The organism is Streptomyces sp. NPDC048278, assembly GCF_040652195.1.
Taxonomy (GTDB): domain Bacteria; phylum Actinomycetota; class Actinomycetes; order Streptomycetales; family Streptomycetaceae; genus Streptomyces.
This window is the reverse complement of record NZ_JBEZLP010000002.1, coordinates 18,524-30,387: the sequence shown is the minus strand read 5'-3', so window position 1 is coordinate 30,387 and position 11,864 is coordinate 18,524. Positions and strand designations below refer to the sequence as shown.

Here is an 11,864-nt window from a genome sequence, read left to right as displayed (position 1 = left end):
GCCTCCTGAGGCCGACAGGCCATCAGTGCCAAGAACGCTCTCCCTGGCCGCTGCGTCGACGGCGTGCCCATAGCGTGCCCTTAAGGACGGACAACCACGGTCATCAGCGGTACGATCCCGGTCCCTCGGGCACCATCGAGAGCCGCATAACTCCAGCTCAGAAGCTATCCGCCTCCCCAAGCGCCGTCGCTTCCCAAGCTGAGAGCGCGAGTTCGATTCTCGTCACCCGCTCCATGGAGAAGGCCCGGGTCGGAGACCCGGGCTTTTTTGGTGTGCGGGGTGATCAGTTGTCGCGTGCGGTGCAGACTCCTGGCGTGCCTTGCGTGCGGCCGCACCGAGACCGGGTGCGGCTTCCCGCTGCCGGTCGTCGGTGTACTGATGGATCAGCGCGGCCTTTTCCGAGGACCGGCCGGTGCGGACCGTCGTGCCTCTGAGGGTGCCGAGCGGGTCGACTGCCCGCGTGCAACTCCCTGTGGACGGGGAGATCCGCTCGGGCTCAGCGCATTGCGGCGTGATTTTCAACGCCGTGACCGCTGGCGGGGATCGACATGGTTGGCGAGGGCGTCGGCCTGGGCCACGGTGACAATGCGGCGTTCGGCCGCCTTTCCCCTTCCGGCGCCCTGAATCTGGCACGGGTCGTGCTTGATCACGTCGTCGGACACTGCGGTGTCCGTGATGCTTTTCAGGAGACGATGGGGCTTGGTGGTGTGGTCTTGGCTCCGGTCGTGCGGAGGCGTAAGGCAAACGCCACTCGCGGACCGCTGCGTGGCCGCCTCGTCCAACTCGGACCCGCCCAAGGCTGGGCGGAGTGGTTGTCGAGGAGGTGGTCGGGTTCTTCAGGCTCCGCCTCAGTCATGTGCGGGGAGGGGGGCGTCGGGTGGCCACCCCCTGAACGGCGACGGGGCGATCTTCCGACGTCTCGACCCCATGGCCGGCTTGATCGTCGATACCTGTTTCTCCGACCCTGAAGACCACCCTCGACCCGTAGGCATGGCAGCACCTCCCGGAGACCTGGGCCGCCCGGCACGTGCTCACCTCCATGTGCCGCCGATGCTCGGATGGCGCGCGGAGAATCCGGGCGAGGGCCCCGGTCGTACGGCAACGGCCGTTCAGTTGGCGATCATTTGAAGGGGCAGGTCGATCACCGTGTAGGCGAGCAGCGCACAGGGTGCCGCCAGTGCCAGGGCACGGACCCGCTCCCGGGTCGCACGCGCCATGAGCAGCGGAACGAGAGTGAACGCCGCGAAGCAGGTCCAGGCTTGCGGCGCGTAGTGAAGGTCCCAGGCGGCCGTCAGCGCCTCACTGCCGAAGAGCCCGGCGAATGCCGCCAGGCCGGCGATATGGCGCCGTGCGTCCCGACCGTGTCGCCACCAGTGTCCCGCGACACCGAACAGCGGCCCCGCCACGCAAGCCATACCGAGCCAGACGAGCGGGAAGAAGAGAGAGCCCATGCCGCCGCGGCCGAGCTCGGCGTAGGCGTAGTACCCCACGACGAGTCCGACCTCTGCGCCCAGACCGCAGGTCACCGCCCGGGACAAGGTGCCCCGACGGGTGAGCAGGGCTCCGGCGGCGAAAGCGACGGTGGACCAGACGGCGCCGGAGTTGGCGAGTTGGTTCCATGCTCCCGGAAGCCATCCCTGAGCCAGGTTGGTGAGCACGCCGAACGCCAGCCCGCCGACCGCCGCCGTGCCGGTGGCGACCCACAGGCCGCCGACGCTGCCCTGTGCCGCCAGGTCGTCGGGAGTCATGGTCGTGGTCATGCTGGCCTCCGCGATCACGCCTGTGTCTGACGTGCCTCTGGGGTGTTTCCGCGCACTATACATGGCATGTATACGCATCGTGTATAGCTGTCCCGGCGGCAGGGCCCTCCATGCGCGCTCACCGGTGCGACGGCCAGCGGTCTTTCGCCGCATATGGCTTGTCGACCGCCAGCCGGATCCGAACACGGGCATTGCCGGGCAGAACATTCGGCCAGCGAAGTCTGGACATTTGCCCAGACTGCGTCCTACCGTCTCCGCAACGTCCACGGCAGCGGACAGGAGCGAGATGGCGCCCACGAAGCGTCCTCCGCAAGACCGCCTCGCCGAACGGTGGTCCGCGGACCCGGCGGGTCACCCACGAAAGCGCCGCGGTCCTGCGGCGAAAAAGTCCGCAGTCATCGGCGGCCAGTAGAACTCGGCGTCGAGACGCGGATCGGTGCGGGCCCGTCCTCCGCGAAACCGGGTCCCCGCCCCACACGCTGGGTGCGCCACCGGCGTACCGCCAGGGAAGGAATCACCGTGACAACGACCCGCGTCCCCGTGCTCCCCGATGGAAGTCCCGCAGTGCGACACAGCCTGTGGAACCGGCAGCTGTCGCACTATCCCGACACCGGACTCCGGTACCTGTACCTGGCGATCACGGTGCTCTCGACCGTGGTCCTCTACTACGAGCTGTACGTCTCGGGCTCGGTGGCGACCCAGATCATCACCGAACTCGGCATGTCCTTCAGCTACTTCGTCTGGATCTCGGTTGCCGGAAACGCGGTCGGCGCCTTCGCCTCGCTGTTCGCCGGACTCGCCGACCGGTGGGGCAGGGCCAACCTCGTGGTCGGGGGCCTGCTCGCGACCGGGCTGATCATCCTCGTCGGCCTTCCCCACGCACCGAACGGGATCACCTATCTGGTGCTGTACGTCCTGCTCAGCTTCGTCGAGGGCGTCGTGCTGGTCGCGACGCCGGCACTGATGCGCGACTTCTCCCCGCAGGTGGGGCGCGGAGCCGCGATGGGCTTCTGGACACTGGGCCCCGTCCTCGGCAGCCTCGTGGTCACCACCGTCTCCAGCAACACGCTCGGCCAACACCCCGACTGGCGCTTCCAGTTCCACGTCTGCGGCGTCGCCGGACTCGTCGTCTTCGTCGTCGCCCTCCTCGGACTGCGTGAGCTGTCCCCGGCGCTGCGTGACCAGCTCATGGTGAGCATGCGCGACCGGGCCCTCCTTGAGGCCCGTGCGGCCCGTGCGGCCCACGTGAAGGGCGTCGACCCGGCGCGCGAACTCAAGGGCCCATGGCGGCAGATGCTGCGCTTCGGCATCGTCGGCTCGGCGTTCGCGATCAGTGTCTTCCTGCTGCTCTACTACGCACTGGTCGGCTTCGCCGTCGTCTACTTCGCGACGACGTTCGGCTACAGCGACCAGCGGGCCAACGCACTGGCCAACTGGTACTGGGCGTTCAACGCGATCAGCCTGGTGGTGTTCGGCCTGCTGTCGGACAAGCTCCGCGTGCGCAAGCCGTTCATGGTGCTCGGCGGCATCGTCAGCGTCGTGGGCACCGTCCTGTTCGCCCTCGCGGCGACTCACCCGAGCACCGGCTACCACACGTTCGCCCTCTACTTCGTCCTCGCCTCCGTGGGCGGCGGCATGGCCTACGTCGCCTGGATGGCCTCGTTCACCGAGACCGTGGAGAAGCACGACCCGGCGGCCACCGCGGTCGGGCTCGCGGTGTGGGGCTGGACGCTGCGCCTGGTCGTCACGTTCTCGCTGGTGGTGCTGACGTTCATCGTCCCGGCGACCTCCACTCTGGTCGAGAAGGGGGCACGGATCACCGCCATCCAGCAGGAGCACCCCCGTCAGTTCGCGATCGTCACCGGCATCGACCCGGCCGTCGCGGCCCGCGTGCGGAAGGATCCCGCCGACCGGGAAGCGCTGGCCACCCTGCTCGGCCAGGTCGCCACGGCGGAGGGCGCGACAGCGACCGAGATCAGAAGCGCCCAATCGACCGTCCGCGGTGGTCAGTTGGCCGCCGCCCAGGCCGTCGCCCCCGCCACCATGGCCGCGATACAGACCGACCCGCGGGACACGGCCGCCCAGGCCGACGCCGTGAAACAGATCATGGCCGGTCTCGGAGTCGGCCGGCCCGCGGCCGTCAAGCTGCTGGCCGGTCTGGGTGACCCTGGCACACAGCGGGGTCTGCGGCTCGCGGCGCGGTACGCCGCGGACCTGAAGGCCGCGCCGGCCGCCATCGGCAAGGCCGGCCTGGCGTACCTCTCCGCGCACGGGGCCGAGGTGACGAAGGCCGCCCAGGACAACCCGAGGCAGTGGCAGACCTGGTGGTGGGTGTGCGTCGCCGGTCAGCTGCTGTTCCTGCCCTTCGTCTTCCTGATGGCCGGCCGGTGGAGCCCGCGCCGGGCACGCGAGGACGAGCGGGCGCACGACGCCCTGGTGGAACGGGAACTGGCCGCGCTCAAGGAGTCGTAGAGCCGACTCCGAGGCAGGGGTGGGACGCACGCACGTGCCCGCGTGTCACCCCTGCCGGAACAACACCGCCGAGCACGGACCACGAACACGGACCACCAGCACGAACGAGCGCCGCTGCATCGCGCGGCAGACGAAGGGACCCCGGATGCCCACGAGGGAGCACGCCGACGTCGTGACCGGGCGCGGCCACCCGTCGCTGCGCATGCGGTTCGTGTGTGCCTGGCTCGCCGCCACGAGGACGAAGAGGATCCTCGGCGACGACGAATCCACCGAGGCGGACCGACGGCGCAACCGCCGCAGGGGGCCCGCCGCCGTACCGCGGCGGCTGCGGCGCACCCACGACGTCACCGTGCACGACCGCGCCGGGCTGCGGTGCGCCGAGATCGGGGTCCGCGGCCGGCGGCCCGAGCGCACGATCGTCTACCTCCACGGCGGTGCCTACATCAATCCGGTCGTCGTACAGCACTGGGACCTGATGGCCGCGCTCGCCGCGGAGAACGACGCCCGGGTGATCGCGCCGTTCTACCCGCTGGCCCCCGAGGGTACGGCCGCGACGGTCGTCCCGGCCCTGCTCGACCTCCAGGTACGGCTGACCGAGGAGTCCGGTGCGGCGCCCGTGTGGGCCGGGGACTCCGCGGGCGGCGGGCTGGCCCTGGCCACGGCCATGCGCCTGCGCGACGAGGGGCTGCCGCTGCCGCGGCACCTCGTGCTCTTCGCTCCCTGGCTCGACGTCGGGCTCACCAACCCCGGCGTGGCCGACGTCGTCGCCCGGGACCCCACGCTCGACGTGGCCGGACTGCGCTACGCCGGCCGGCTGTGGGCCGGAGCGCTCCCCGTGGACTCGCCCCAGGTCAGCCCCGGCAGGGGTGACCCGCGCGGACTGCCGCCGACCACCGTGGTCGTCGGCACCCGCGACATCTTCCTGGCCGACTGCCGTGACTTCGCCGCCCGGGTCCGGGCGGCCGGGGTCGACATCGCGCTGCTCGAAGGCGCCGGCGGCTTCCACGTCTACCCGGCGGTGACCTTCCTGCCCGAGTCCGCCGAGGCACGGCGCCTGGTGACCGCGCGCCTGAACGCCCCCGATCCGAAGGAGTGACCCATGCCCCCTCTCCACCCCGCGCCCGACGGGCCCGCGGCCGAGCGCACCGAGCCGTCCGGGGCGCCGAACCCGCAGGCCCGCCGGATGGCCCGGCTCGCCGCGCTGGCCACCGTGCCCGGCGGCCGTGACCGGATCCCCGTGGACTGCCCCGCCGACGGCCGGCATCTCGGCGACATCGCCCGCGCCACCCCCGACGACGTCGCCTCCGCCGTACGACGGGCCAGAACCGCGCAGCGGGGCTGGGCGAGGGTGCCCGTCGGGCAACGCGCCCAGGTCGTCCGGCGGTTCGGCCGTCTAGTGCTCGACCGCCAGCGCGAGATCCTCGACATCGTCCAGCTGGAGAGCGGGAAGACCCGCACCGACGCCTTCGAGGAGATCCTCGACGTCGCCCAGGTCTGCCGCTACTACGCGACCGTCGGCCCGGACCTCCTGCGCATCCGCCGGCGGCGCGGCGCCGTGCCGGGCCTGACCGTCACCCACGAGGTCCCTCACCCGAAGGGTGTGGTGGCCGTCCTCTCGCCGTGGAACTACCCGCTCTCCCTCGGCGTGACCGACGCGCTGCCCGCGCTCCTGGCCGGGAACGCGGTGCTGGCGAAGCCGGACCAGCTCACCCCGTACTCCTGCCTGTGGGCCAAGGACCTCCTGGCCGAAGCCGGGCTGCCGGACGACGTGTTCACCGTGATCACCGGCATCGGGGCCGAGCTCGGCGAGGCCGTCATCGACCACACCGACTTCCTGATGTTCACCGGCAGCACCCGGGTCGGCCGCACCCTGGCGGCCAGGGCCGCCGAGCGGCTGACCGACTTCTCCATGGAACTCGGCGGCAAGAACGCCCTCCTCGTCTGCGAGGACGCCGACCTCGCCAAGGCCGTCCCCGGCGCGGTCCGCTCCTGCTTCGCCAACTCGGGGCAGCTGTGCATCTCCATGGAGCGGCTCTACGTCCACGAGCAGGTCTGGGACGAGTTCGTGCCGGGATTCGTCGACGCGGTGGGCGCGTTGCGGCTGGGCCACGCCCTGGACTGGAGCCATGATCTCGGACCCCTGGTGTCGTCCCGGCAACTGGAGACCGTCCGGCGGCACGTCGACGACGCCACGGCCCACGGTGCCACGGTCCTCGCCGGGGGCAGGGCCCGTCCCGACCTGGGACCGACGTTCTACGAGCCCACGGTCCTCACGGATGTCGACGAGACCATGCGGGTCTGCGTGGAGGAGACCTTCGGGCCGGTCGTCTCCCTGTACCGGGTCGGCAGTGACGACGAGGCGGTGGCCCGGGCCAACGACACCGGCTACGGGCTGAACGCCTCCGTCTGGACCCGCGACCCCGGGCGCGGCCGTCGGCTTGCGCACCGGCTGCGCAGCGGCAACGTCAACATCAACGAGGGCTACGCCGCCGCCTGGGGATCCACCGACGCCCCCATGGGCGGCTGGGGCGCCTCCGGTCAGGGAAGCCGGCACGGACGCCACGGCCTGCTCAAGTACACCGACGCGCAGACCGTGGCCCGGCAGCGCGGGCAGTCCCTCGGGAAGCCGGCCGGAGTCGGCGGCGAACGCTACGCACGCGCGATGACCGTCGCCATGAGGGTGCTCGACCGCCTCGCCGGCAAGGGGTGAGGGCGCCGCCTCAGGCCGAAGCGGACGCCTTGCCGAGGTGGGCCACGGTCAGCCGGCGCAGGGCGTCGCGCAGCACCGCGCGGTCGTCGGGGCGCGGGTTCGCCAGCCTTTGCAGGGCGAACCCGTCGACCATGGCGACGAGTTCACGGCCGGCGAGACGCGCGTCCGGGGCTCCCAGGGTGACGAACATGGACTCGGCCGCGTCTTCGAGGGCCTGCACGATGCGCTGGACCGGTTCCACCAGTTCCGGCCGCCGCGAGGTCGCGAGATACGCCTCGAACTGGGCCCTGATCAGCGTCTCCTTGGACGCGATCAGAACGTCGATCAGCTGGTCGACGTACGGGAGGGCGGGGATGCCGCCGTCGGCCGAGGGTGCCTCGGCCACCAGGTCCCGGGTCGCCTCCAGGATGCCGTCGGCGATCCGGGTGACGGCCGCGCCGATCAGCTCGTCCATGGAGGCGAAGAAGTACGACGTCGTGGACGGCGGCAGTCCGGCCGCCGCGGCCACCGCCCGGTGGGTGACCCCCTCCAGGCCGCGGTCGGCGATGACCTCCGCCGTGGCATCGAGGAGCCGTTCCCGGCGTGCCTGTCCTCGTGCGTAGTGCGACTGCGGCCTGATCCCCATGCCTCGAAGTTACCCGACGGCGTTCCGGCCGCCCAAGCGCCGGAGCTCGGGGAGACCTCTCTATGAACTCTGGACAAACGTCCAGAGTTCGGCCTAGCCTGGCGCCATTCCAACCCCCGAGGAGCGTGACGCGATGACCGACGTACATCCGCTGTCCGAGCGACTGGCGCGCCGCGCGGCACGCGGGCTCGGCCGCCTCCCGACCGCCGTGAAGCGGGTCATCGCCGGCCGGCCCATCTCCGTCGACGGGCAGGTGATGGACCTGGACGCGCAGGTCGGCAAGCGCGTCCTGGGCCTGACGGTCTCGAAGACGTTCGAGTCGCTGCCGCTGGCCGAGGGGCGCGCGCAGATCGCCTCCGAAGCCTGGATCTTCGGCGACGAGCTTCCCGTCGAGGAGATCCGGGACCTCACGATCCCGACGCCCGGGGGCGGCATCCCGGCCCGCCTGTACCGGTCGGCGGGTGTTCCGCGTCCTTCGGCCGCGCTCGTCTACTTCCACGGCGGCGGGTGGGTGCTCGGCGACCTGAGCGCCAGCGACTCCGTGGCCCGGTTCCTGGCCCGGCACGCGTCGCTCACCGTCATCGCGGTCGACTACCGGCTGGCCCCGGAGAACCCGTTCCCGGCCGCGGTGGACGACGCGCTCGCGGCCTTCACGCACGTCGTGGAAGACGCCGAGGAGTACGGCGTCGACCCGGCGGCCGTCGCGGTCGGCGGGGAGAGCGCGGGCGGGAACCTCTCGGCCGTGGTGGCCCTGGAGACGGCCCGGCGAGCACGCGAGACGAACTCCCCCGGCTCCCCCGCACCCGCGATGCAGCTCCTGCTGATGCCGGTCACGGACCTCTCGCGCAAGCACCGCTCCTACGAGCTGTTCGGGGAGGGCTTCTTCCTCACCGAGGCCCAGATGGACTGGTACAAGGCCCACTACCTGCCCGATCCCGCGCAGGCCACGGACACACGCGTCTCGCCTCTGCTGGCCGACGACCTCCACGACGTGGCCCCGGCCTATGTGGCCGTCGCCGGGTTCGACGTCCTGCGGGACGAGGGCGAGGCGTACGCGCACAAGCTGCGTGACGCCGGAGTGCCGACCGTCCTGCGCCGCCACAGCGGCATCACGCACAGCATGGTCAACGCGACCGGATCGGGCGCCGCCCCCCGGGAGGTGCTGCTCGAAGTCGCGGGCGCCCTCCGCATGGGGCTGACCTCCCGGGCCGGCCTGAAGACTCCTGAGGCGGGTACCCGATGACCTGGACCAACTGGTCGGGCGAGCAGACCGGTCACCCGGTGTCCGTCGTACGACCGCACGACGAGGAGGACGTCGTACGCGCCGTGCGGACCGCGACCGAGCGGGGGCTCACCGTGCGCGCGGTGGGCAGCGGCCACTCGTTCAGCGACCTGGTCTGCACCGACGGCGTCATGATCGACCTGTCCCGCATGAACCGTGTGCTGTCCGTCCAGGAGCACCGGGTCACCCTCCAGGCCGGCATCACCCTGCGTGAGCTGGGCCCGAGGAACGCCGAGCACGGCCTGTCGCTGGAGAACCAGGGCGACATCGACGCGCAGACGGTGGCCGGGGCCCTCGCGACCGCCACGCACGGCACGGGCCGCGCCTTCGGCAACCTGTCGTCACGGGTGGTGGGCATGCGGCTGGTGACCGCGGACGGCACCGTACGGCAGCTGGACCAGGCCACCACACCGGAGTTGCTACGGGCCGCCCGGGTATCGCTGGGGGCGCTCGGCATCGTCACCGAGGTGACCGTCGACTGCGTCCCGGCGTTCGCGCTGCGCCGCGTCGACCGGCCCCGGCCGCTCGACGACGTGCTGGCCGAGCTGGACCGACTCGTCGACACCAGCGACCACTTCGAGTTCTTCATCTGGCCGTACACGCGTACGGCCATGACCAGGACGTCGACCCGCACCGACGACACCCCGCGTCCGACACCGCGCTGGAAGCGGCGAGTCCGTGAGGAGTTCGCCGAGAACACGGTCCTGGGCGCACTGTGCCGGGTCGGCAGGCGGTTCCCGTCCCTCGTACCGGCCGTCAACGCCACCGTCGCCCGGTCGATGTCCGAGTCGCTGGTCGAGGACGCGGCCCATCGCGTCTACGCCACCGCCAGAAAGGTGAAGTTCACCGAGAGCGAGTACGCCGTCCCGCGAAGCCACTGCGCCGAGGCACTGACCGCGTGCCTCCGGCTCGTGGAGCGGCGGCGGCTGCCGGTCCTGTTCCCGTTCGAGGTGCGCTTCACCGCCGCGGACGACGCGTATCTGTCCACCGCCGAGGGACGCGAGACCTGCTACATCGCGGCCCACCAGTACCAGGGCATGGACGCCGACCCCTTCTTCCGCGCGTTCGAGGACGTCATGGCGACGTACGGAGGCCGGCCCCACTGGGGCAAACGGCACACCCTGACGGGGAGCACCCTGCGCCCCCTCTACCCGCACTGGGACGACTTCGCCGAGAAGCGGGCCGAACTCGATCCGACCGGAACGTTCGGCAACGCCCACACCCGCAGGGTCCTCGGCACGCACGGAGAGGTGGTGACCCGATGAAGGCGCACGGTGACGCCGGGGACTACTACCGGAAGGTGTTCGCCCGTACGGCACCGCCCTTCGCGTTCGTCGACCTGGATGCGCTGACCGCCAACGCGCACGACCTCCTGCGCCGGGCGCGGGGGAAGCCCGTGCGTATCGCGTCCAAGTCGCTGCGGGCCCGCAGGATCGTCGAACACGTCCTCGGGCTGGACTCCGGCTTCCAGGGCATCATGGCGTTCACCCTCGACGAGGCGCTGTGGCTGCACGGTCTCGGCGCCCAGGGCGTCCTGGTCGCCTATCCGACCGCCGACACCGAACTGCTCGGCGCCCTGGCGGAACGCACCGCCGAGGACCCCGAGGGCGCCCCCGTCGTGATGATCGACTCGCCGGACCATGTGGAGCTGATCGAACACGCGGCCCGCCGTTCCGGTACCCGGGTGAAGACCTGCCTGGACTTCGACGCGTCCTTCTGGCTGGCGGGCGGCCGGATCCGGATCGGGGCGAAGCGCACCCCGATCCACACACCGGAGCAGGCCGCCGCGGCGGCCCGACGCGTCGAGCGCAGCGCGTCCGCCCGGCTGGTCGGCGTGATGTCGTACGAGGCGCAGATCGCCGGAACAGGGGACGCGGTGCCGGGCCGTCCGTTCACCAACCGCGCGATCCGGCTGATGCAGGGCCGGTCCCATCGCGAGCTGCGGGAGCGGCGAGCGCTCGCGGTCGAGGCGATCTCGCGCGTCACGCCACTGGACTTCGTCAACGCCGGCGGCACGGGTGACCTGGAGCTCGTCGTGAGCGAACCCGTCGTCACGGAGGTCACCGCGGGATCAGGGCTCTACGCACCCGCCCTGTTCGACAGGTACTCGCGGTTCGCTCCGCAGGCCGCGGCGTTCTTCGCGCTGCCCGTCGTGCGCCGGCCCGGCCCGCGGACGGTGACCGTGCTCGGCGGTGGCTACGTCGCCTCCGGCGTCCCCCGCTGGGACCGGGCGCCCGTACCGGCCTTTCCGCCGGGACTGCGGTACGACGGCAACGAGGGTGCGGGCGAGGTGCAGACGCCACTGATCGGTGCCGCCGCGGAGCACCTCGCCGTCGGATCACCGGTCTTCTTCCGGCACGCCAAGGCGGGCGAGCTGTGCGAGCGCTTCAACGAGCTGCACCTGGTCCAGGACGGGGAGATCGTGGACGTCGTCCCGACCTATCGAGGAGAGGGCCGTTGTTTTCTCTGAGGCGTCGACCGAGAACGCACTGCGTACGGGCCGCTGCCGACACGTTGACAGCCCCAGATCGATCCCGCCCGGTGCAGGCGCGGAGGCCCCGCCCCGCATCCCCCGGGCCGGGCTCGTGCCCGAACCGCGCCCACAAGGCCGGTCAACCACGGTGAACAGCGGTGCCGGACGCCCCCCTCGGAGGCACGCCGTAGAGGACGTATCCGCAGGTCAGAAGGTATTCCGTCGTCAAAGCGCCACCGTTTCCCAAGCTGAGAGCGCGAGTTCGATTCTCGTCACCCGCTCCAGAGAGACCCCAGGTCAGAGGCCTGGGGTTTGTTTGTTGTCTGGTCCAAAGGGGAGGTTGGGTGTCCTAGGGGTATTTCCTGTGGTCTGCGCCGTGTGTTGGGTAAACGGTGGTCAAGTCGCGTAGGTGGAGAGCGGCTTGTGGGCTGGGACGTAGCTCTGATGGGGTCGACAGGGCGGCGAGTCGGTCGGTTGCGACGGTCAGGTCGTCGCGGGGGAAGAACTCGTACGGGCTGTGGTCCTCGGAACGCGGGTTGGCG

General features: G+C 71.2%; 9 protein-coding genes. 6 read left to right on the top strand and 3 right to left on the bottom strand.

The window, feature by feature from the left end; translation table 11 throughout:
* Positions 1 to 518: 518 nt before the first annotated feature.
* Both AB0D74_RS03730 and AB0D74_RS03725 read right to left on the bottom strand, forming a co-directional pair.
* Complete coding sequence (locus tag AB0D74_RS03730; protein ID WP_362580234.1) at positions 519 to 662, bottom strand: hypothetical protein; 144 nt, start codon at positions 660 to 662, stop codon at positions 519 to 521.
* A 447-nt stretch (positions 663 to 1,109) separates the two neighbouring features.
* A complete protein-coding gene (locus tag AB0D74_RS03725) occupies positions 1,110 to 1,760 on the bottom strand; it encodes a DUF6518 family protein (protein WP_362580232.1) in 651 nt (216 codons plus the stop codon).
* Between the two features lie 564 nt (positions 1,761 to 2,324).
* Here AB0D74_RS03725 and AB0D74_RS03720 point away from each other — a divergent pair.
* The 3 genes from AB0D74_RS03720 (at position 2,325) to AB0D74_RS03710 (ending at position 6,942) form a co-directional block, all read left to right on the top strand.
* The gene (locus tag AB0D74_RS03720; RefSeq protein ID WP_362580230.1) at positions 2,325 to 4,232 is read left to right on the top strand and encodes an MFS transporter; all 1,908 of its coding nucleotides are present in this window, start codon (positions 2,325 to 2,327) and stop codon (positions 4,230 to 4,232) included.
* Between the two features lie 145 nt (positions 4,233 to 4,377).
* Positions 4,378 to 5,328 carry an alpha/beta hydrolase fold domain-containing protein gene (locus AB0D74_RS03715; protein WP_362580228.1) on the top strand — a complete coding sequence of 317 codons (951 nt, stop codon included), beginning with the start codon at positions 4,378 to 4,380 and terminating at the stop codon, positions 5,326 to 5,328.
* Positions 5,329 to 5,331: 3 nt separating this feature from the next.
* Positions 5,332 to 6,942: a succinic semialdehyde dehydrogenase gene (locus AB0D74_RS03710; RefSeq protein ID WP_362580226.1), complete on the top strand. Its 1,611-nt coding sequence runs from the start codon at positions 5,332 to 5,334 to the stop codon at positions 6,940 to 6,942.
* Between the two features lie 10 nt (positions 6,943 to 6,952).
* Here AB0D74_RS03710 and AB0D74_RS03705 read toward each other — a convergent pair whose 3' ends face one another.
* Entirely contained in the window at positions 6,953 to 7,567 is a 615-nt protein-coding gene (locus AB0D74_RS03705; protein ID WP_362580224.1) for a TetR family transcriptional regulator, read from the bottom strand.
* A 133-nt stretch (positions 7,568 to 7,700) separates the two neighbouring features.
* Between AB0D74_RS03705 and AB0D74_RS03700 the strand changes: the two genes are divergently transcribed.
* The 3 genes from AB0D74_RS03700 to AB0D74_RS03690 are packed head-to-tail and all read left to right on the top strand — an operon-like array spanning position 7,701 to position 11,319.
* Positions 7,701 to 8,810, top strand: a complete 1,110-nt coding sequence (locus AB0D74_RS03700) for an alpha/beta hydrolase (RefSeq protein WP_362580222.1) — start codon at positions 7,701 to 7,703, stop codon at positions 8,808 to 8,810.
* Positions 8,807 to 10,114: a D-arabinono-1,4-lactone oxidase gene (locus AB0D74_RS03695; RefSeq protein ID WP_362580220.1), complete on the top strand. Its 1,308-nt coding sequence runs from the start codon at positions 8,807 to 8,809 to the stop codon at positions 10,112 to 10,114. The genes AB0D74_RS03700 and AB0D74_RS03695 overlap by 4 nt, the downstream gene beginning before the upstream one ends.
* Complete coding sequence (locus AB0D74_RS03690) at positions 10,111 to 11,319, top strand: alanine racemase (protein ID WP_362580218.1); 1,209 nt, start codon at positions 10,111 to 10,113, stop codon at positions 11,317 to 11,319. The genes AB0D74_RS03695 and AB0D74_RS03690 overlap by 4 nt, the downstream gene beginning before the upstream one ends.
* The last annotated feature ends 545 nt before the right edge of the window (positions 11,320 to 11,864 follow it).

Excerpts from the sequence above, each read along its gene's own strand:
- AB0D74_RS03710 (WP_362580226.1), top strand. The coding sequence starts at position 5,332 with ATGCCCCCTCTCCACCCCGCGCCCGACGGGCCCGCGGCCGAGCGCACC.
- AB0D74_RS03695 (WP_362580220.1), top strand. The coding sequence starts at position 8,807 with ATGACCTGGACCAACTGGTCGGGCGAGCAGACCGGTCACCCGGTGTCC.
- AB0D74_RS03700 (WP_362580222.1), top strand. The coding sequence starts at position 7,701 with ATGACCGACGTACATCCGCTGTCCGAGCGACTGGCGCGCCGCGCGGCA.
- AB0D74_RS03715 (WP_362580228.1), top strand. The coding sequence starts at position 4,378 with ATGCCCACGAGGGAGCACGCCGACGTCGTGACCGGGCGCGGCCACCCG.
- AB0D74_RS03690 (WP_362580218.1), top strand. The coding sequence starts at position 10,111 with ATGAAGGCGCACGGTGACGCCGGGGACTACTACCGGAAGGTGTTCGCC.
- AB0D74_RS03705 (WP_362580224.1), bottom strand. The coding sequence starts at position 7,567 with ATGGGGATCAGGCCGCAGTCGCACTACGCACGAGGACAGGCACGCCGG.
- AB0D74_RS03725 (WP_362580232.1), bottom strand. The coding sequence starts at position 1,760 with ATGACCACGACCATGACTCCCGACGACCTGGCGGCACAGGGCAGCGTC.